The organism is Pseudoalteromonas sp. APC 3893, from assembly GCF_030408095.1.
Lineage (GTDB): Bacteria > Pseudomonadota > Gammaproteobacteria > Enterobacterales > Alteromonadaceae > Pseudoalteromonas.
Window position 1 is genome coordinate 98,043 of sequence record NZ_JASDCD010000012.1, and the last position, 21,374, is coordinate 119,416.

A 21,374-nucleotide genomic window follows, 5' to 3' on the forward strand; every position below is an offset into this window, starting at 1 on the left:
CAGCTGGTTCTATTTACCCTCAAATTATGGGTGCTGTCATAAATTGTTCATCTAAATTCTTCACACTTAGGGTTTAATGAAATTGAAAGGCCGTTCATAGATGTTACGTATAAGCAGTTTATTATGTGTAGCACTTTTGGGTCTTAGTTTTACAACAAAGGCAACAACGGGCTCAAGTTTAATAGAGCAACTTACCCTTTTATCTGAGCAATCTAATACAGCATTAATCTACGATAGCCAATTACTCAAAGGGCTAGCGCAAAAACCAATCCAAGTTACAACTCTCGAAAGTACACTAAATCAACTACTGAAACCTCACCAATTAAACTGGGAAAAAACACCCGCGGGTATCGTTATTTTCAAAACAACAGTAGTAGTAAATAAAGCACCTTCGTCAGCGACAAAAGCTAAGTTTCTAGAAGAAGTTACAGTGACCGAGCAATTACCCAAAGCTTCCTCTGCAGACACCTACAATACTAATTACCAGCAGGCAGTGAGTTATGCGCAACAAGTAAAAAGTGATTATGCTGGGGAGAGTGAAGTTGCTATTGGCGCTATGCTGACACAATTACCCGCTGAAAACCTAGCCGAAGCATTACAAGCTGTACCGGGATTAAGCATTACTCGTGATCGCGGTGAAGCACTTAACATCAATGCTATGGGGCTAGGCGCTGAATATCAATTAACGCTTTTTAATGGTCGCCGCCTAGCTAATACTGAAAACGTGCGCAACTCAAATCAGTATGGGCAACAACATCGATTTGATATTTTCAGCGCAGGGCTATTCTCAAATATTACCGTGTATAAAACAGCAGAGTCGAGCTTGCCAAGTGGTGCTATTGGGGCAACTGTAAACTTATTGAGCGATGATCCGCTGGCATATGAAGAAAATAACTTACAAGTCATGTTAACCGCAGCAACTTTAGAAGGCGATCGTAATTTTCAACCGAGCTTCGGTTTAACCGCAAATGGCAAAAGCGACAACATAGGTGTTATTTTCAAAATGAACTACGAAAATCGCTTACAGCGCCAATATCAGTTTGAAAGCTGGCACTGGGGTGATAATAGTGGTGCTCCGAGTAAATACCAGTGGTCAGAATTAGACGATAACACTTTAGTACCGACAGACGGTTTAGCAATAACCATCGAAAACGAAGATCGCACTCGCGCCACTTATTACGGCGCTTTAGCATGGCAAGCTTCAGATCATTTAACACTCAATACACTTTGGTTTAGGTCCGATACTGACTTTTCGTTTGATGAGCATAGACTAGGGATCAACCCTCAAAGTCAAAATGCAATTGCAGAGGTTTCAACACCATTAAATAGTATAAATGAGTTCTTTTTTAGTAATGTAAATGCTAAAACCAGCCGTGAAGAGTCTAAGTTATATTATGCTAATCAAACGCTGCAAGTAGATGCACACTGGCAACCAAATGAGCAGATACCATTAACTCTTTCTCCTTTTTATAGCCGTAGCGAAGCAAAAAGCGAAACCAAAGAGCCCATCACGAGAGTGCATGCTGCACTTTCCCCTATGGATGCCTACGTTGATTTACAAACTGATTCTGTAAATGACTATAGCTTTAGCCGTAATTTAGGTCTTGTTAATAGCTATTCACATATCAATCAAATGAGTAAACGTACTATCAATGTACTTAATCAAGTGAGTGAATGGGGAATTGATGGCAGCTGGGAAAGTTCAACTGACTCTGGTTTTCAGCATTTACAATTTGGCTTTTTAAGTTCAACACAACAGTATAGTTATACTCGCAGAGATATTAGTTTAGGCGCCCAGTCTTTAAACGATCTACCTAAATTAGATGGCCGCTGGCTGGAGCCAATTCAACATGGCTTTAGCGCTAGTTTTATTAATTCAAAAGTGCAGTCGTGGTTGATCCCAAAAAGCGATTTATTGCAGCTCTATGATATCAATTTACCGTTTAATAATATTACTGATAGCGACTACCTTAATAGCTATCAAGTTAGTTTTGAATCAAATGAAGGGTATTTATCTTCACAGTGGCAATTAGCAAACGTTACTTTAAACGCAGGGCTACGTTACAGTGATACATTAAATGAAACACAAGGTGCTCAACTTACAACTGATGGTGAATTAACACCTTTAAATAAAAATCATCATCATAACTCTTGGTTACCTTCAATCAATATTAAATGGCAACCATCAACATATTGGCAGTGGCGAACAAGTTATAGCCGCTCTGTTAACCGGCCGAATTACTCGGATCTTAACCCCAAACTACATGTTAACTCCGGTGGTTTACCTTATGCCGAGCTGGGTAACCCAAATTTAGAGCCTGTTATTGCTAATACCAGCACACTTTCAGTTAATTGGTTACCAGAGGATTTAAACTTACAGCTACTAGCTTTTAACCATAATATGGATAATTTTATAGTTGAACAAACTAAAACGATTAACTATCAAGGGCTAGATTATATTTCCCTACAACAGACTAACGATGGCAAAGCGACTGTAAATGGTTTACAGGCTAGTTCACAATGGCAACTCCCCCTATACAGTCCATGGTTTTTACAAAGCCAATTATCAGCAAACCTTACTTATATAACAAATGCTGATGTTATAACTCCTGATGAAAATAATTTTGATGTTGAAGGGGTCTCGGATTGGACTGGTAACCTGCGCTTTTTGGTCAGTGATGATAAGTGGCAAGCCGCAATCAATATAAACTATCGTAGTGACTTTTTAGAGCAGCGAGACATCAGTAATAACGCTGATATCTATGTTGAAGATTACATCAGCACCGACTTAAGTTTTAGTTGGTTTTACTCAACCAGTGCGAGTCTTCGCTTAGATGTATTTAATGCCACCAACGAAACTCTTACTCGCAGCGCCAAAACTGACAACACCAGCTCATTAATGAAAGTGGAAGAATTTGGCCGCCGTTTTGTCGTAAGCCTGTCACTAAAAATTTAAATTTGCCACAGGTAGGCCTATATTTGTAAACCCCCATTACATTTTGCTTATAAATACCACACTAACAAGTGTGGTATTTGCTCGATTAAGTCATTCCATAACTAATATTCTGCGCAAGTGCTATTGCTTGACTATAAGCGTTACTCAACGATTGTTGATGACGCTCATCGGCAAATTCTTGATACTCTGAGGCAATTTCATAAATAGTGCTCACGCCTAAATATTTGCTCAACGTCCGTAAGTGCGGCACTAAGTGACTCATATGCTCACGTATGCCGCCTTGCTCAAAACCAAACTCACCGGTTGAAGTGATCACAACTAATGTTTTACCACCTAACAAAGGCTGTAGCGGGAAGTCGCCACGGGAAAGATCAAAATCAAAGGTTTTATTGATCCTCACAACTTGATCAAACCACGCCTTTAGCTGCGCTGGCATACCGTAGTTATACATAGGCGAGGAAATCACAATAATATCAGCGGCTGCAATTTCAGCGATTAATGTGTCTGACAACGCCAATAACTGTAGTTGCTCAGCTGTCTTTTTATTCTCTGGGGTAAATACCGCGCCGATCCAGTCTTGAGTAATAAAAGGCGGCGGGTTCACACCCACATCACGATAAATATACTCATCTATAGCTTGGTGCTCTGCAAAGTTATCTGTAAAACACTTAGCAATATTTTTAGAGATTGAATCGTGGCTTGGGTTGTCGTTTTTAGCAGCTCTTACGCTTGCATCAATGTGAAGTAGGGTAGTCATACAGTTTATCCTGTTAGTAAGTGTGCAACAATCATCTAACTAATAGTGTTTTTTCACAAACGAGTTAACCTCAGCCATAAGTAAGTTATACTCATCTATAATTAATTTCATTATTTGTGAATATCACTTATGCAAGTTTCACTACAAGCGCTTAAAGCCTTTGAAGCTGCGGCACGTTTAGGCAGTTTCAAAGCCGCCGCGGATGAACTATCCATCACGCCAACCGCGATTTCACATCATGTAAATAACCTTGAAAGTCGTTTAAATGTGGATCTATTTTACCGCCAAGTTAGAAAGGTAGCCCTCACACCAACCGGGGAATATTTAAGTGCGGCCACGAGTGACGGCTTTAACCGCATCAAGCAAGCGCTGGCAACTGTGCAAGCCACAGGCAGAGCCGTTAAAGTAACCACCACCTCATCACTGGCCGCACTGCGCTTAATTCCCGCATTACAGGAATTATCGATTAACCATCCAGACCTTGAAGTAGATATATCAACCAGTGAAGCCGTTGATAAACAATCCCACACCTTACCTATTCGTTTTAGCGAACGGCACAATATTAACGCCGACGACATTATAAAAACCGAGCAATTTAACGTATTTGGCTCATACAAAGCCACCGATGTGCCTTGGCAAAATGGCCCCATTACGCTCTATACCACAAAATGGAAAAACAATGCTCTAAGCGAGCCACCACTTAAACATTGGTTTACTCAAAACAACTTAGACCCTACGTTATTTATTATTAAAACCTTTGACCAAGAGCTGTTTGGCATTCAAGAAGCTATGACAGGCTCAGGACTGGTATTTTGTTCAACCACGCTAGTACAACGATTATTAAATACCGAGTTACTTAAACACTTTAATACTCATGCAGTTGAATCTGAGTTTTGTTACTACATACCGAATAAACACCGTTTTCAAACCCGAGATACCCGCCTAGTTTTAGAATGGGTAGAAGGGTTGTTGGGTAGATAAAGAGCTGTTAGCTTGTAGTGAGATAAATTCACAGTTTATTGTGAATTTAGGCCACTCCATGATTATCCCTATAGTAATTCACAGAATAGTGTGAATTTTCTCTATGTTTAGTTGTTTCCCGCTATAATTCACAAAAAATTGTGAATTATTAGCTTTCTTTTACATTTTTATCTATTATTCACAAAACACTGTGAATAATAGAGTTGGTAATGGAAGTCACAATAAAGTCAGCAAAACAATTAGGTAAATTGGCGAGTATAGTGAGAAAAAGCCAAAAACTTGATCAAAGAACAGCGGGGGACTTCTCCGGTATTAGTATCAATACGGTAAGTGACTTTGAAAATGGCACAGGTTCGTTATCAATTGGCCGCGCGTTCGATTTAATGGAAGCGTTAGGTTTAGAGGTAAAAATAGACGTTGTCATACCTCAACACGATGAAAAGGCTAAAAGTAAATTAATAACGCAAATCCAAAACATGGTGGCTGGCCATGAATAATAGATCACTCGATGTTTATGCTGGTAGGCAACTTATGGAGCAGCTTCAAGATAATAATGGTTTTTGATCTTTCAAAATAGGACTATGGAATCAGTGAAGAAACTAAATGATTAAGCAATAATTATGAGATTTAAAATTTGCCCAAATCAAAACTAACTCATAAAATAAAGTAATTCGAAACATTTCTAGGGAAAGCAATGAGGAAAACTTTAAACGATCATGGACTAATCATCATCCTCACTTTAATCTCATTGTTAATGTTAGTACTAACTAACCAGATTTTAGATAACAATAATGTTTGGTACTCTATATTAACTAGTATTGGCTCAGCAATGATAGCTGGTGTAATTTTATCAATAACTGTTGAAAAAATATCATCTGAGCATAGAGAGTCACAAACAAAACAAGCTGTATCAGAAATAAAAGAAAACTTATTCAAGGCAATATATGGTAGATCTCTTCCTAGTGTAATTTTTAACGAAGTTGAGGAGTCCTTACTAAAATCAGATGTAATTAGACGCAGGTATACTGTAGATTACATAATTAAGGAGCTTGAAGATTCTAATGATCACTTTCTTTGTATGGTGTCATCTTCTTATGAATTAGAAAACATCTCAAATAGAGCGATTCACCAGAAAGTACATTTTGGCTTAGAAGCCTCTGTAGACAAAAAATACAGCAGATATACAAAAATTACTTCCTTCCAGTGCGATGGGCAAAAATATGAATGTGAAAACAGAGATGATGAACACCAAGTCTATATCGAAGTAAAAGTAAAACTTAAAGCTGGAGACCGAATTAGAGTAAATATGCAGGGTCAGCTAGTTAAAAGAGATACAGACTCTGAATTGTGGGCATCATTAATACCTTCTGATGGTATGACTCTAAGAGTTACAAGTGCTATTGATAACTTAGATATTGATGCAAAAATTAATAATTCACAGCCCTTAGAAGTCATTTCCAATGATCCAGATTCAGGTACTTATCACTGGGATCATGCGAATGGAATATTTCCATATCAATCTGTCATATTTTGGTGGTCAAGAAAAACTAGCTAGCATTTAAAGAAAAGTCACGCTAGTATAGGTATCAATAGAGTAATAAAACACTAAACATGAAAGGGGGAGTAATAATGAATAGAAAAATTAACTGTATCGGTGGTGGTTCAAGTAATTAAGATCAACCCCAGCAAAAAATAGTAGAGCCAGCATAGTTATGCTGGCTTTTTAGTCTCTAAACTAACTAATCTAATCACTTATCCAATAAGTTCTTTTCAAAAAACTCGGCCATCATGGTGTGATAATGCAAAGTGGTGCCTTTACCTTCACGTAGGCTGTGTGAGCGGTTAGGGTATGAGAAAAACTCAAACTGTTTGTTGTGCTTAACAAGTTCGTCAATTAAACGCTCTGAGCCTTGGTAATGCACGTTGTCATCGCCTGTGCCGTGAATAAGCAATAGCTTACCAGTTAGGTTTTTCGCGAACGTAATTGGCGAGGTGTTATCGTAGCTCTCTGGGTCGGTATTTGGGTTACCCGCGTAACGCTCTTGGTAAATAGTGTCGTATAAACGAATGTCTGGCACTGGCGCTGAGGCTATACCCACTTTAAATTTATCGCCATGGCGGAACAATAAGTTAAGGGTTGAACTGCCGCCCCCTGAGTGTCCCCACACGCCAACACGGTCGGTGTCTATTACATCCCAACGTTTGGCCATGACATCTAGCGCATCAACTTGGTCTTGCACGGTAATTGAGCCGATTTTTTTATAAATCGATTTGCGCCAATCACGGCCTTTTGGTGCACGCGTACCGCGGTTATCAACCGATGCGACAATAAAACCTTTTTGCGTTAATAGTGATTTATACAAGTAACTATTGCCTTCATAGCGGTCTTGCACTGTTGAGCCCCACGGTTCACCGTATACGTAAAAAACAATCGGGTACTTTTTACTTTTATCCATGTTCTCTGGGAACATTATATAGCCGTCAAGCTCGGTGCCATCCTGCGCATTCACTTTGAAAAATTCGTGACTTGGTAAGCTTTGCTCAGCGAGCTTTTCTTTTAGCTCGTTATTTTCAACTAAGGTTTTTACATTACTGTGATTGCTCACTTTAATGATTTCTTTCGTCGGTGGGGTGCCAAATTTAGAATAGCTGTGCATAGCCCATGAGGCATCTCTAGACATGTAATAGCTGTTAGAGCCTTCAAACTCAGTAGGGGTTACACGCACAGGTTTGCTGCTACCATCAAGTGGCGTGCGATATAAATAGCGCTGGCCAGGGTTCTCTGGCGAGGCAATAAAATACATGACATTTTTTTCTTCATTGATAGTAAGCATATCAACAATATCGTAATCGCCAGGGGTTAGGTCAATAATGGTTTTGCCGTCTCGCGATACACGATAAAGATGACGCCAGCCGTCACGTTCGCTGTGCCAAATAAAGAATTTGCCGTCTTTTGACCAGTTAGCTTTATAAAACCACTCAATAAAGGCATCGTCTTTGTCTTCTAAAATTTTAGTCAATTGCTGATTTTGCCAGTCAAATAACCATACCTTGTTGTGACTTTGTGGACGATTTAAATCTTGGATCATTAATTCATCGCCTGTGCCTGCCCAGCTAATACGCGGAATATAGCGATCGCGATTATCACCTTCGAGATTTGCCCAGCGCGTTTGTTTGTCAGCAAGACTTACCACACCAACACGTACTGCTGAGTTAGTTTCACCGGCTTTAGGATAAGGGAATTCTTTTAGAGTAGGGTAGAGCTCATCGGTGTTGTTGATCATAGTGAAAAATTTAACATCACTGGTATCAAGCTGCCAATAAGCTATTGATTTATTATCTGGGCTCCAACGAAAGCCATCAGCAATGGTGAACTCTTCTTCGTAAACCCAATCAAAGTTGCCATTAACAATGGTGGCGCTGCCATCTGTTGTCAGTGCTGTTACGTCATTACTGCCAACCGCTTGCATATAAATATTGTTATCACGCACGTACGCTACTTTTGAGCTATCTGGCGAGAACTTAGCAAACATGAGCTTAGTTGGTTCAACGTCTGCGCCACCTAATTGCTGTAATTGATTGGTTTCAAGGTTGAGTAACCAAAAATCCCCGCGGCTGCGTGAACGCCAAACTTGCTCACTATTGGTAAATACCATGAGCCATTTACCGTCTTTTGACCATTGGTAGCTTTCGATTGCAAATGGCTCGTCTGCGCCTTCTGGCAGTAGCCTTTCAAACTCAACTAGAACTTTACGACCCGTGCCATCGGCATTGTAAAATACGATATCGTTACCTTTTACGCCGTGTTCTTTTTCGTCATCAGCTTTGGCATTCTCAGCGTCGTTATTTTTATCTTTTTCGCTTTCACGCTCTTCAAGCACTGTGTAACCGGTGCCATCGTCTAACCATTTAAAGTAAGTATTACGCTGTGCTTTGAAGTATTTATCTTTATAGATTTGCTCAAGGGTAAGTGGATTACTAACTTGGCTCATTGCTGTACTCCCTGTGGTATTTTGCGTTACAGAGCAGCCTGATAACGAAAGCCCGGCGAGTACCGACAGTACTAAAGCCGAGGATTTAAGTAGTTTCATGTGGAGATCCTAAAGTAAGGTAATGCTTTTGTTATTGTTAAAGATGTCTTGCAATAAGCTTACTTTAACAAAAAATACGTTTAAGATCTGAACGTTTGTCGCAATATAAATAAGATTAAGCTCAAAAGCGATGAACTTTAATTATCTCACAACTGAAAAGTTGATCATTGCATTAGGTTAAGTACCAAATTACATTATTAGCACTCACTTTCCCCTTTAATCCACCTGCAACAGGCTCTTCACACAGTAAGTTAAGCTTATAATACGCTGCATAAAGTGCTTGTATTTCACTCGCTACAACACTAAATGGAGGACCTGCTACTTCGTTTTGATCGTATTCAAATACTGCTAGAAGCTGCGGCGCATTGCCTGTTATTTCAATAAGGTGTTGGCTGTAGTTATCTCTCATTTCATGGGGGAGGGCAACAAGCGCTGCGCGATCATATATCGCATCAACTTTAGATAATAGCGACTTGGTAACGTTAAAAATATCACCAACCCAAACAGTAAGCTCTGCTGCGTTATAACATAGAAGCTCATTATGCTTGGTAATTGTGGGGGTAAGCGATAAATCACTAAATAGCTGTGAAATAGCAATTTCACTTAATTCAGCACCAACTACTTTTATTCCCTTGTTTAACAAATAATGAATATCGTAAGTTTTACCACACAGAGGAACAAAAACAGTATCACCTTGCTGTAAATTTAACTTAGTAAAATAACGATCTAAATACTGGTTTACTTCACCTTCGTGAAAACCGATTTCATTTTTTTCCCAACGTTCATGCCAATGATTTGCGTCCATTTTGATTCCTCATATTAAAGCTTAAATAAGCAAATTTATAATATAAACCATGATAATCACTTGCAAAAATGTTAGATATAGCAAATAAATCAAACTTAAATTGCAAAAGTGGAATCATGTTAGACGATATTGTGTTGTTTGTGCACATAGTGCAACAGGGTGGGTTGTCGCAAGCAGGGGAGTACTTATCGCTCCCTGCGGCAACCGTTACACGGCGTTTACAACGCCTTGAATCTCGGCTTGGGCAAAAGCTGCTGCATCGCTCTGCGCGCCAATGCACACTAACTCAACAAGGGCAGGTTTATTACCAAAGCTACGCAAGTTTAGTTGAGCAGTTTGAACAAACCAGTCATCAACTCAATCAACAAAAAGAGCAACTAAGCGGTAAGCTCAAAGTACTTGCGCCACTTAATATTTGCCATGGTTTTTTAAGGCCAATGTGGTTGGCGTTCACTAAAGCGTACCCTGATATTCAATTAGAGCTAATTTTGAGTAATCAGCTTGAAGATATAATAAAAAGCCAAGCCGATTTAGCCCTACGGATAGGTCCACAAGCGGATTCATTATTACAACAAAAAAAGCTCGGACAAGCAGATTCTATTTTAGTGGCTACGCCAAGCTATTTAGCTAATTCACAAGCACTCAAAGAACCGAGTGATCTTAAACAACATCGTTTAATTGGTACAACACTAAGAAATAGTTGGCCACTCACCAATAACCAAACACGCGCCAGTTATACGCATATGTGCCGCTTTAGTAGCATTTATAACGATACAGGGTTTGTGAAATATCAACTATGTGATCATCAAGGTGTAGGGTTACTACCGCGATTTGAAATTATAAACGAGCTTAAAACGGGCGAGTTAGTCAGAGTTTTACCAGCTTGGCAAAGTCTACCAAGGGAGATTTTTGCTATTTGGCCAAGTGGGCGTTTACTTAGTAAAAAATCGGTTTGTTTACGTGATTACCTAAACGCTTTTATTCAACAGCAGCTACCAGAGGGCTAAGTGTTTTTATGCCACTGGTAGTCCATTTGCCTTGCTGTAAGCTCTGCATGTTCAGGGCTTACTAACTCAGCAACCAATTGTAAGCTCATATCAATACCTGCAGAAATTCCGCCAGAGGTGGTAAATTTACCTTGTGACACCCAACGCTTATTTGCGATCATATTTAGATTTGGGAACATATTGGCAAGATCAGTTTGATCTTCCCAATGCGTAGTAACCGTTAGACCATTGAGTAAATCAGCTCTGGCTAATAAAAATGCTCCCGTACACACAGAAGCAACTTTAGTAGCAGTGCCTGCGTTTTTTCGTATCCAGCTTATTACAGCTGGTTTTTCAAGCTCATGAGTATGCACACCACCAACAACGATTAACAAATCAATAGCGGGGTGATCTGCAAAACTGTAATGGGGGTTTACACTGAAGCCTGCACGCGCAAGTACTGGTTTGTTTTTCTCAGCCACAAAAAACACCTGCCAGTTATTATTTGCCAAGCGTTTAGCAGTACTAAATACTTCAAATGGGCCTGAAAAATCCAACACTTCAGCATCATCGTAAATATATATCCCTATGTTCATTTTGAGCCCTTTTAATGAAAACTTTAGATCAATCCAGCTCTAATTGCGCCCGTTCAACACTTTCTTTAGGGAGTTCTTTTTGCACTGAAACACCAAGTTCTTTAAACTCAGAGGCTTGCTTAATTAAGTTTCCTTTACCACGATATAACTGAGAAAACGCTTTATCATAGCTTTCTTTGGCTTTATCTAACTGTTTACCAACGCCTTCCATACTGGTTAAAAAGCCATTAAGTTTGCTGTAAAAACGTTCCGCGCGGTTTGCCAGCTCTTTTGAGTATTTAGTTTGCTCTTCAAAACGCCAAAGTTGTTTAACTATATTTAAACTAGTTAGAAGGGTAGTGGGTGTCGCAACCAAGATATTTTGTTCAATAGCTTGTTGGTAAATATCACTTTGATATTTTAGTGCTTCAACAAAGGCGGACTCTATCGGCACAAACATGATCACCACCTCTGGAGAGTTAAGCCCAGGTAAACGGTCATATGATTTACTTGCTAGTTCATTAATACGGGCTTTAACCGCCTCCACATGCTCTTTAATCGCTTGCTGAGCTTGTATATCATCATCTGCATTAACAAAGCGTGTATAGGCATTTAACGATGTTTTAGCATCAATAACTAAGTGGCGCCCTTGGGGTAAATACACTACTACATCTGGGCGCAAACGACCGTCTTCAGTATTAAACGAAACCTCTCGTTCATAATCGGTTCCGGCTCGCAGCCCCGCGCTGTCTAACACGTTTTCAAGCATTAACTCGCCCCAATTACCTTGGGTTTTCTTTTGCCCTTGTAGCGCATTACTGAGCTTATCTGCTTGCTCGGTAACTGCTTGGCTTTTAGCTTGTAAATGCAGTAGCTCAATTTTAAGTGCTTCACGTTGCTTTGAGTCTTCAACATGAATAGATTCAAGCTTATCGCGAAAACCTTTAAGCTCACCTTGCACAGGCTTTAATAGTTGTTCAATACTCTCTTGATTGAGGGTTTTAAATTTTTGCGATTTGTCTTCAAGGATTTGATTAGCCAAATTCTCGAATTCTTTTTTGAGCTGTTCTTTACTGTCTTTTATATGTTGTAGCTGCTGCTCAAAATGAGTTTGTTTTTGTTCAAGCACAGTCCGTAAAGAATTAAGCTCTACATCTCGAGCATTAAACTCACTACGTAATGAGGTTAAATCAGCTTCAGCTTTACGCCAATAATGATTATATTGCTGACTTTGTTTCTCTTGTTCACTAAAGCGGGTTTTAAAATGCTGCGCTTCATCTCTTTGCTCTTGGTAGCTTTGCTCAAGTAAATTTTGCTCATCAACTAATGCCGCATATTGTTGCTGCTTTTCATTATATTGAGTTTGTAATAAGGCAAGCTGTTGCTGTTGCTCGTTAAGCTCGGTGTAAAGACGTTTGCGTCGCGCAGCCCCAATTACACTGAAAAGCATAGCACTGGCTGTAAAACCTACGCCAACACTAACCCAATCAAAATTTGTAAGTATCTGTAAATACATAAATAAACTTCATTAACCAAAAGACAATTCATCATAGCGAATCTGAAAATGCCAAGATAGGTATTTTTACTATTTTATTGCAGCGAAAAAATATTACACAGCATTACAAATAATGTTTTTAGTTTCGTTTTATAAAAAATATCTTCTACACTAAAGCAAATAAACCTAATCCTAGGTTATGTAGCAAATAATGTAAGTTAACAAACATAAAGTTAGCTGCTGTAATTACAATGACTCCCTTATACAAGGACCGATCACATGAATGATATTCAAACTCCAAATATTGAAGTTCAATGCCAACCAGATAATTACTTTTCAGTTAAAACCCTAACAGTGTTACCTCACGTTAATGAGAACTGGCTAACGTTTTTTGATAATGAAACAAACCCAACGGAGGAGTTAAGTGTTTTATTTGATAACGCAAAACAAGGTGTATCAAAAAGTACTGAAGGCAAACAATATGTTGAATTAATTATTCAACTAGACCCTTCTGTTGCCACTGATTGGGAATTTTATGGTAATGGCGTTGAATATTGTGGTGCTGATAGTAACTGCCAATATAATATATCAACAGAAATTACGGATGGAGACACGTTGATTTTACGCGTAACCCAAGTAGTACCAACTTACGAATTTAATGGTGTAGATAAAGACAACTTAGATAAAGTTGTTGAAGTCACCGAAGGTGAACATACTCAATATTTACCTATCTCATTTAGGTATACTGCTAAACATCTGCCGACAAATAAAATTTATATGTCGCAGGATCCTAAAATTATAGTACGTAGACCCGGTGCTACACTTTAATTTAAGCCGCTACCACAATTAAAAGAAGGGTCATATTGCTGCATCAAGCTGATAAACCCTTCTTTTTGGCACCATGGTTTAAACCAAGGTAGCTTGAACCACATTGGGTGATAACCTATCTCTAATGATTTTTCTATATACATTAACGCAGATTGGTACTCACCTATTACGCTGTACACTAACGCAGCCGTAAATACATATTCATAATGATCAGATGCAATACTAATGGCTTTATTTAATGCCTGTAATGCACGTTTTGCTTCGCCCAACTGGCTATACGCTTGGGCGGATTCTAAATAGCTATCCAATGTTTGCTGACTCTGAGTAAGTTCTATCACCTTTAAATAATTAGCAGGGTAAGATTCACTAAGTCCGAGTGCTTTTTCAATATCAGCTAAATTTAGCCTAAAACCTATATGCTCAGGGTTAATATCAACGGCATGCTGCGCGACCTGTAACGCTTGTTCGAACTCTCCTTTTAATGAATAAGCAATGCTTAAATTACTTAAATCAGTGCTTTCGGGCTTAATGGCAATTGCCTGATTATATTGATCTATTGCAATGCTCAATGCTCCTTCGGTGAGTGCAATATCTGCGAGCAGTTGGTTTGCCATGTAATTATTTGGACTTATGATTATTACTTCGTCGAGTAATTGCTTAGCCTCAGCTATTTTACCTTGCCACCACAACACAAGCGCCAAATTTTGTTTTATTATAAGGTTAGGCCGTATTTTTAACGCCAGTTCAAATACTTGCTGTGCCTCAAGCAGTTGGTCTTGTTGTAGATATAACATCCCTTTTAATTCGTAAAGCGTTAATGTGCTAGCACCTACTTGTTTTGCTTTAGTTAAATACTGCTCCGCAGCTACCCAATCCTGCTTTGCTATCGCAATAAGCATGGCATTTTTAGCAAATGCAGGGGTGTTTTGATATTCAGAAGGCGCATTAAACAGCAGCTTACTAGCAATATCTAAATATCGCTTTTGCTGCGAGAGTTGATACAAACTCAGTGCAACTTCCCGCAATAGCTCATAATTAGCATACAGTTGCGGGGTAAGTTCAATCGCTTCGGTAATACGTATAAATAACTGTTCTGAGTGTAGCTCAACTTGCTGAACCTTTTGAAAGAGCGCAATATGCTCAATTTGTACGGTATCACTTAGCTCAGATAAGGTTAAATATTTACTATCAAAATCAGGAAAAAGCGCGGTTAACTGCTGTCTACTTGATTGATACATTTGGCTGTAGTTGTCCACAATAATAGGCCATTGTTTACGCGCTTTTACTGTCCAGTTTGGTGCCTCTAAACGAACAAGCGTTAAGTAACACTGCAGCTGAGTGCAGTTAAGTTCTGAACTAATAGCTTCTTGCAAACCTGTAGCTTGACTTAGTTTATTAAGCTGAGCAGTTAAATTAAGCTGTTTATTTTCACCCGTTACAATTGTGTCAACTTCATCTCGAGAAATTAAATGTAAGTGCTTACTATTTATTATACCTTGCCTTACAGCATCATCAATTGTCGCTTTTACCATATCAAGATCCGCATTAAGCATTGATTGTGCTTTTATTACAGGCGGTAAAAATGCAACATAATGTTCATTTGGTGGCTCATTGAGTTTATAAGTTAATCCAACCGCTACCAAGGCAATCACAGATACGGCAAACCAAAAAGCGGGGGTTAAAAAAGATTTTTTTTGTATAGCGAACTGCTCTATTGGAACAGTATCTTGTGCTAGGATTTCTTGTTGTTTAATCGCAATAACAACATCTTGCAACTTGCGTGCAACCTGTTTGGCATCGACGGGGCGAAGCTCTTTTTTTCGTTGTAAAAGTTGGTTTAATAAATCACATAACTCATTTGGTAGCTTAGGAATAATTTCATGTGCATTTAGCGCTTCCCCATTAGCTATATTATTAGCAAGTGTTTGTGCAGCACCTTCTCCGAATGGATGTCGGCCACTAACAAACAAAAATGCCAGCATGCCAAACGAAAATAAGTCACTGCGAAAATCTAAGGGCTGTTTATTTAATTGCTCAGGCGACATCGCACTCGCGCTACCAAAGCTAGATTCTAAACTTTGCTCTTTTAGAGGGTTATTCTGTAACGTAGCAATACCAAAGTCAGTTATTTTTAATTCATGATTGTCGATTAGTATATTGCCGGGCTTCAGATCACAATGCATTACGCCCTGACTATGCGCATGAACTAACCCCGCGCACAGCTGCTGTAATAAGTTAAGCTTTTCGTCGAGCGTTGTAATATGCTGATGCTGAAATTGAAGTAAAGTTTTACCTTTGAGGTACTCCATAACAATACATATTTGCTGCTCATACAACAGTACATCGTGCACTTGTACTATATTTGGATGGTTCAAGCGAGCTAGAAGCTGTGCCTCTATAAGTGGGTCGCTATGATTTATTAAATGCTCCGTTGGTTTTAACAATTTGATCGCAACATAGCGCTTTAAACGTGTATCTTCCGCAAGATACACACTTCCCATTCCTCCTTGGTTAAGTAATTTTATTAATTTATAGTTAGTGATGACCTTATTAAATTTTAATACTGTTTCATGCTCTAACGACATCCGAGGTACTCTCTAATTCGCACCCTTTATAAATTGTAAAGGATGCACCAGCAAACCGTACTTTTCGCAGTTGTCTTTCTATTATATTTTCAGCGTCATGAACATTTGTTAAAACTTCTGAAAATTGTTTGCGAGCACGATGTATCTGTATATTTAAATAGCGCATGTCGACGCCTAAATCTTTCACTAATTGCTCCGTATTAACCCACCCCTGGTTTGCAGGCAATACCCCTTTTTTAGCATCTTGCGCTCTATACCGCGCTAAATTTAAGGTTAGATAGTGATGACAGCGTACATGCAGGTCATAATCTTTATTATTTGTATGATGCTGAATTTTTAATTCTGATGTTTCTTCATCCAAACTAAGGTTAAAAATAAAATCTAAGTCACTAATATACAACTGTGGTACTGAACTCATTTGAGTTGTCACTTCTAAGTGACTAGATAAAAACATCCAATTGTTATGCCCTAATGAAATAATACTCTTATCTTCTAATACCTTTTGGCTATCATGTAGTGAGTTTTCTAACGATTCCAGCAACCATTGCCCTGTCTCTTTTTGATAAATCACAGCGCTGTCTGGTTGTGATTCAGGTAGCAGATGATAGTGTTTAAGCTTAATTGATTCAGCGGTTTTATTTTGCTCATCATCTAATTTTATTAACTGATCTGCAGGAGCACTTAAATCTTTTACAATGTAAGTCGTGTCAGAGTTACCTGCGAAGTAAATTTTGTCACCTACGCTTAACTCTTCACTTTCATCTTTGGCCAAACGCTTATGGTTTAACCAAGTGCCGTTAAGGCTCAAATCTTTGATATACCACTTACCGTTTAACCACTCTATGATAGCGTGGATTTTTGACACGCTTAAGTCATTCACAAGTGTATCGACAGAATATTGGAAACGCCCAAAACTATGATGTGCGTATAAAAAACAATATTCACTTGTATTTTTATTAATTAAATAAGCCATTATCAATACCTTAAATCAAATGATGAGGTATATATCTAACTATTGATATTACAATGAATTACCAAGAATAGACACAACCCAACAAAAATAAAACACAAAAAATTAACATATAATTGCATTTGCGGTTTTCTTCGCATAAAACTGCGGTTAGATAACAATATTTTAGAAAGAAAAATAGCAAATAAATATTACGTGCTATTACAGCAAACGTATGTGAAAGGGATAAGTAAAAAAGGTAATTAACTTTGCTAAAGACCAAGCCTCTTAAGTAGAGGCTTATTTTCCATAAGCATAAAAAAACCAGCTCAAAGTGAGCTGGCTCAATATTACTAAAAAAGTAACTAAATGGGGAAATCAACATGATGCCTGAGTAAACTGCAATTTAACCACGCACAATAAAGTAGACGCCCACAATTTAAGTTAGTTCAAAAAAAATTGATAAAAGATCAAATTAACACACTAGCGCGCTTATTTTACCCAGGCATAAAAAAAGCCAGCTCAAAGTGAGCTGGCTCAATATTACTAAAATAAGTAACTAAATGGGGAAATCAACATGATGCCTGTGTAAACTGCAATTTAACCACGCACAATAAAGTAGACGCCCACAATTTAAGTTAGTTCAAAAAAAATTTATAAAAGATCAAATTAACACACTAGCGCGCTTATTTTACCCAGGCATAAAAAAAGCCAGCTCAAAGTGAGCTGGCTCAATATTACTAAAATAAGTAACTAAACGGGGAAATCAACATGATGCATAGGTAAACTGCAATTTAACCACACGCATTATAGTAGACGCCCACAATTTAAGTTAGTTCAAAAAAAATTGATAAAAGATCAAATTAACACACTAGCGCGCTTATTTTACCCAGGCATAAAAAAAGCCAGCTCAAAGTGAGCTGGCTCAATATTACTAAATTAGTAACGAAATAGGGAAATCAACATGATGCATGGGTAAACTGCAATTTAACCACACGCATCATAGTAGACGATCAAATCCTTATTTAGTTCAAAAAAATAAACAAAAAACTTTATTGTTTAATTAGTGACAACATTTGGCTTTCATCAAAACTAGTAAAACTCATTGATTTATCAGTAAATAGTGCATCAACTAATGCTTGCTTTTCTTGCTGCATTCTAAACACTTTTTGCTCAATTGAATTAGCCATTATTAACTTATAAACAAATACAGGGTTCGTTTGACCAATACGATATGCTCGATCTGTTGCTTGCTTTTCAACAGCTGGGTTCCACCAGGGATCAAAATGTATAACTGTATCGGCTTGAGTAAGATTAAGACCTGTACCGCCTGCTTTCAGGCTGATGAGAAATACAGATGTATTACCTTGTGTAAACTCATCAATAACTTTTTCTCTGTGACGTGTTTGACCAGTCAGTAAACTATATTTAATCTCTAAATAGTTAAGTTGCTCAGCAACTATATCTAGTACAGATGTGAACTGACTAAAAATAATGACCTTACGTCCCTGCGCTAACATAATTGGCAGATGTTTACTTAGCCATTCCAGCTTAGCACTACCAGCTTGCGTTTGAGGTTCTACTAGTCTGGGATGACAGCATACTTGCCTAAGCTTTAATAGTGCTTCTAAGAATGCTAGCTTGCTCTTTTGCACACCTTGAACAGCAAATAAGTTTATCATTTTCTCTTCTAATGAATTAGTGATCCCTTCATACATTGATTTTTGTTGTGCTTCAAACTCAAACTCTTTTACTAGCTCAGTTTTAAGAGGTAACTCTTGGGCAACCTCAGCTTTAGTTCGGCGTAAGATAAAAGGCATTATAAGAGATTTTAACTCATTAGCTCTATCGTTATCGCCATCACGCTCAATAGGGACTTGAAAGTGCTGCTTAAAATGGTTTACAGAGCCAAGTAAAGAACTCATGGCAAAATCGAGTAACGATTTAAGTTCAAATAAATTATTCTCAATAGGTGTCCCACTTAAGCACAATTTAAAATCAGCGTTCAATCGCTTTACTAAACGAGAAACTTGAGCACTGTCATTTTTAATGTATTGCGCTTCATCAAGAATGATATTTTCAAAATATAATGGGGTGTAATACGCTATATCCCTCTTTAATAAAGGGTAAGTCGTTAATATGCAATCTGACTGTGCGAGATGCTGTAATTGCTCTATACGTGAAGCACCAAAGATTGTGGTAATTTTTAAACTACTGGTAAATTTTTCGATTTCATTTTGCCAGTTACTTACTAGACTTGTAGGACAAACAATAAGTGTAGGTCCAGCTTGCACTTTTTTCTTTGAATTAGCTAAGAAAGCAATAACTTGCAATGTTTTGCCAAGCCCCATATCGTCAGCAAGAATGCCGCCTAATTTATGCCGTTTCAAAAACTCTAGCCAATCAACCCCTTGCTGCTGATAGTCGCGTAATATAACCCCGTCATTGAGGCCTGAGAGAGGCTTGTTTTTTATGCTATTTGAGTGTTCAAGTTCACTAAGATAAGATTCTAAATTATCATCCACTAAATTTACGGTTAAACAATCTAACGCCATTAATTGAGGCAAAAAAGACAATGGTATTAGTAGTTCATCCCGTGTTTTAATAAACTCAAAGCGTTTAATGAAGTCTTTGAGGGTGTTAAACGTATTCTTATCTATAACAGCAAAACTTTTACCACTAGAAAAATAGAAAAACTGATCACTTTGTCTGTTTAAAGATTGAAAATCAGGGTTTTCATTCGCAAGGACAGTAGCCGCTTTAGATTTAGAGATCAAAATTTTACTAACTACTTGATGCCCTTTTCCACGTTTAAGATCAAGTGAGACAGGGATACGTGACTTTTTTATCACTAGCTTTTGATCAACTACCTTCCACCCTCGTAACTTTAAACTAGGAATAACCTCGTATTTAAACCAGTGCTGATATATAAGACTTTGCTTATTAAATATAAACTTACTTTGTAAAGGCCCTTTACAGTACTCAAAACCTAAGTTAATTAATTCAGTAACGACCGTGTTTTCGACAGCAGTATTTAAAACATTACTAGGTGCAGAATTGGGGGGGTAGCATTTGCCCTGATAATTAAATTGCAGATACAAGTTAAACTGATTGCTGCTGTTTTCAACTTCAATTACAGCTTGGGTTTCTGTATGGCGTTTTAGCTTTTTCTGGGCTGAGCGCTGATAATCCGGAATAACACCATCACCAAAATTAGAAGTTAATTGTTTATAAACACGGGCCAAATTATCTTTATGTATGGCAGGGATAGACTGAATATGAGCAACTTCCTCACCGCTGAGAGGTGTGCGAATACGACCAATCTTTAATGTGTCAGTATCAAGATAAGTAGGTGGTGTCGTTTTTAATAGCAGCCATGAATCTTTATTATGAATATTTACTATCAGTTGCATAAGTTCTGATGATTCAGACCAAGCAAAATTTAAATCAACAGCCGCATCGGGCTTGATTGAGTTTCGCGTACGACCAAAAAACAATCTTTGGGTTGCAATAAGTTGTTGCAACGCAGCGAACCCCCACTGACCTTTGAGCTCGAGGCTTCCGAGCGCATTTTGTGAGCGGATCCAACTATAAAGTCTAAAATCACTTTCAAGGAGATCTGTGGGAGTAACAAAACTATTAAGTTGTTGATCAGTTAGATTTCTCCCTAAAGTATAATTATGATCACTAGAAGCAGCGGCTATTTTTGGTGTTAACACAACTTTAGACGCATCAACATCAAGAACAAATAATAAAACGTTTTTTGCTATGTCTGACTGAGTTAGCTTAATTTTTTTAAGCTCATCAAACCAATCATTCATAATATAATCTTGGCCATATTCACCAGAATTATCAATTTTAAGTTTTAGTAGTACAGCGGCTAAATGCCGACAATTAGTTTTTGCATTACATGAACAATGACAGTCAACTGAAAAGCCATTCGCTAACTTATTAATTTCAATATGTTGGGTAAAGGTACTTCCTTTGTTTCCGAACATAGAGGAATCAATAACTGAAAAATCGTTATTATGCTCTAACCAATTGATTTGACCATTTGCCAAATACTCTTTTGCTTGTGCAAGAACCTGCGGTTTAAATAGTTGCTTAATAAACCGTTCTGAAAGAGGAAACAAAGTTGCTTGCTCTTGTTTGATCTCTTCAAAAATAGCAAGTAGGTCAGATTTTGATAAATTAGCAGACATAGCGCCTAGGGCAGTGTAAATAAAAAGTAATTCTCCCAGTATATGATTTATCGCAGTGGAGAAAAAGCATTAAAGTACTAATTCAAACTGGTTGGAGTAGATAAGTTAGTAAAAAATCGGTTTATGGCAAAATAATGGAAACATTAAAAATAACAGACAAGAAA

General features: G+C 38.0%; 14 protein-coding genes. 6 read left to right on the forward strand and 8 right to left on the reverse strand.

The annotated features are described in order from the left end of the window. The first annotated feature begins 100 nt into the window (after nt 1–100). A complete protein-coding gene (locus QMA12_RS14180) occupies nt 101–2,956 on the forward strand; it encodes a TonB-dependent receptor (RefSeq protein WP_290210399.1) in 2,856 nt (951 codons plus the stop codon). A gap of 85 nt (nt 2,957–3,041) precedes the next feature. Here the strand turns inward: QMA12_RS14180 and QMA12_RS14185 are convergent, their stop codons facing one another. Next, on the reverse strand, nt 3,042–3,713 hold the full coding sequence (locus QMA12_RS14185) for an NAD(P)H-dependent oxidoreductase (protein WP_290210400.1): 672 nt from the start codon (nt 3,711–3,713) through the stop codon (nt 3,042–3,044). A 129-nt stretch (nt 3,714–3,842) separates the two neighbouring features. On the opposite strand from QMA12_RS14185, the gene QMA12_RS14190 reads away from it, so the two are divergent. The 3 genes from QMA12_RS14190 (at nt 3,843) to QMA12_RS14200 (ending at nt 6,249) form a co-directional block, all read left to right on the forward strand. Further along, nucleotides 3,843–4,694 (forward strand): LysR family transcriptional regulator, encoded by an 852-nt coding sequence (locus QMA12_RS14190; protein WP_290210401.1) that lies wholly within the window; start codon nt 3,843–3,845, stop codon nt 4,692–4,694. 209 nt (nt 4,695–4,903) lie between these two features. Then, nucleotides 4,904–5,191: a helix-turn-helix domain-containing protein gene (locus QMA12_RS14195; protein ID WP_290210402.1), complete on the forward strand. Its 288-nt coding sequence runs from the start codon at nt 4,904–4,906 to the stop codon at nt 5,189–5,191. 197 nt (nt 5,192–5,388) lie between these two features. Next, nucleotides 5,389–6,249 (forward strand): hypothetical protein, encoded by an 861-nt coding sequence (locus QMA12_RS14200; RefSeq protein WP_290210403.1) that lies wholly within the window; start codon nt 5,389–5,391, stop codon nt 6,247–6,249. A 193-nt stretch (nt 6,250–6,442) separates the two neighbouring features. On the opposite strand, the gene QMA12_RS14205 is transcribed toward QMA12_RS14200, so the two are convergent. Beyond that, nucleotides 6,443–8,785 (reverse strand): S9 family peptidase, encoded by a 2,343-nt coding sequence (locus tag QMA12_RS14205; RefSeq protein ID WP_290210404.1) that lies wholly within the window; start codon nt 8,783–8,785, stop codon nt 6,443–6,445. Between the two features lie 172 nt (nt 8,786–8,957). Further along, a complete protein-coding gene (gene tmpT / locus QMA12_RS14210; protein WP_087534105.1) occupies nt 8,958–9,590 on the reverse strand; it encodes a thiopurine S-methyltransferase in 633 nt (210 codons plus the stop codon). A gap of 116 nt (nt 9,591–9,706) precedes the next feature. Here tmpT and QMA12_RS14215 point away from each other — a divergent pair, with 116 nt between their 5' ends. Further along, nucleotides 9,707–10,597, forward strand: coding sequence for a LysR family transcriptional regulator (locus tag QMA12_RS14215; RefSeq protein WP_290210405.1), 891 nt, complete (start codon nt 9,707–9,709; stop codon nt 10,595–10,597). On the opposite strand, the gene QMA12_RS14220 is transcribed toward QMA12_RS14215, so the two are convergent. Together QMA12_RS14220 and rmuC are read right to left on the reverse strand one after the other, a co-directional pair. Further along, nucleotides 10,594–11,172 carry a DJ-1/PfpI family protein gene (locus QMA12_RS14220; protein ID WP_290210406.1) on the reverse strand — a complete coding sequence of 193 codons (579 nt, stop codon included), beginning with the start codon at nt 11,170–11,172 and terminating at the stop codon, nt 10,594–10,596. The two genes, QMA12_RS14215 and QMA12_RS14220, sit on opposite strands and share 4 nt — an antisense overlap. Before the next feature lie 28 nt (nt 11,173–11,200). Continuing rightward, nucleotides 11,201–12,667, reverse strand: coding sequence for a DNA recombination protein RmuC (gene rmuC, locus QMA12_RS14225; protein WP_290210407.1), 1,467 nt, complete (start codon nt 12,665–12,667; stop codon nt 11,201–11,203). Nucleotides 12,668–12,925: 258 nt separating this feature from the next. Here rmuC and QMA12_RS14230 point away from each other — a divergent pair, with 258 nt between their 5' ends. Next, entirely contained in the window at nt 12,926–13,474 is a 549-nt protein-coding gene (locus QMA12_RS14230; RefSeq protein ID WP_290210408.1) for a hypothetical protein, read from the forward strand. Here the strand turns inward: QMA12_RS14230 and QMA12_RS14235 are convergent. The 3 genes from QMA12_RS14235 to QMA12_RS14245 form a co-directional block, all read right to left on the reverse strand. After that, nucleotides 13,471–16,059, reverse strand: a complete 2,589-nt coding sequence (locus QMA12_RS14235) for a serine/threonine-protein kinase (protein WP_290210409.1) — start codon at nt 16,057–16,059, stop codon at nt 13,471–13,473. The two genes, QMA12_RS14230 and QMA12_RS14235, sit on opposite strands and share 4 nt — an antisense overlap. Continuing rightward, nucleotides 16,043–17,032, reverse strand: a complete 990-nt coding sequence (locus QMA12_RS14240; RefSeq protein ID WP_290210410.1) for an FHA domain-containing protein — start codon at nt 17,030–17,032, stop codon at nt 16,043–16,045. Before QMA12_RS14240 ends, QMA12_RS14235 begins: the two co-directional genes overlap by 17 nt. A 1,028-nt stretch (nt 17,033–18,060) precedes the next feature. Beyond that, nucleotides 18,061–21,210 carry a DEAD/DEAH box helicase gene (locus QMA12_RS14245; protein ID WP_087534478.1) on the reverse strand — a complete coding sequence of 1,050 codons (3,150 nt, stop codon included), beginning with the start codon at nt 21,208–21,210 and terminating at the stop codon, nt 18,061–18,063. Nucleotides 21,211–21,374: the final 164 nt, after the last annotated feature.

Excerpts from the sequence above, each read along its gene's own strand:
- QMA12_RS14205 (WP_290210404.1), bottom strand. The coding sequence starts at position 8,785 with ATGAAACTACTTAAATCCTCGGCTTTAGTACTGTCGGTACTCGCCGGG.
- QMA12_RS14245 (WP_087534478.1), bottom strand. The coding sequence starts at position 21,210 with ATGTCTGCTAATTTATCAAAATCTGACCTACTTGCTATTTTTGAAGAG.
- QMA12_RS14185 (WP_290210400.1), bottom strand. The coding sequence starts at position 3,713 with ATGACTACCCTACTTCACATTGATGCAAGCGTAAGAGCTGCTAAAAAC.
- QMA12_RS14220 (WP_290210406.1), bottom strand. The coding sequence starts at position 11,172 with ATGAACATAGGGATATATATTTACGATGATGCTGAAGTGTTGGATTTT.
- tmpT (WP_087534105.1), bottom strand. The coding sequence starts at position 9,590 with ATGGACGCAAATCATTGGCATGAACGTTGGGAAAAAAATGAAATCGGT.
- QMA12_RS14200 (WP_290210403.1), top strand. The coding sequence starts at position 5,389 with ATGAGGAAAACTTTAAACGATCATGGACTAATCATCATCCTCACTTTA.
- QMA12_RS14215 (WP_290210405.1), top strand. The coding sequence starts at position 9,707 with ATGTTAGACGATATTGTGTTGTTTGTGCACATAGTGCAACAGGGTGGG.
- rmuC (WP_290210407.1), bottom strand. The coding sequence starts at position 12,667 with ATGTATTTACAGATACTTACAAATTTTGATTGGGTTAGTGTTGGCGTA.
- QMA12_RS14235 (WP_290210409.1), bottom strand. The coding sequence starts at position 16,059 with ATGTCGTTAGAGCATGAAACAGTATTAAAATTTAATAAGGTCATCACT.
- QMA12_RS14180 (WP_290210399.1), top strand. The coding sequence starts at position 101 with ATGTTACGTATAAGCAGTTTATTATGTGTAGCACTTTTGGGTCTTAGT.
- QMA12_RS14240 (WP_290210410.1), bottom strand. The coding sequence starts at position 17,032 with ATGGCTTATTTAATTAATAAAAATACAAGTGAATATTGTTTTTTATAC.
- QMA12_RS14190 (WP_290210401.1), top strand. The coding sequence starts at position 3,843 with ATGCAAGTTTCACTACAAGCGCTTAAAGCCTTTGAAGCTGCGGCACGT.
- QMA12_RS14230 (WP_290210408.1), top strand. The coding sequence starts at position 12,926 with ATGAATGATATTCAAACTCCAAATATTGAAGTTCAATGCCAACCAGAT.
- QMA12_RS14195 (WP_290210402.1), top strand. The coding sequence starts at position 4,904 with ATGGAAGTCACAATAAAGTCAGCAAAACAATTAGGTAAATTGGCGAGT.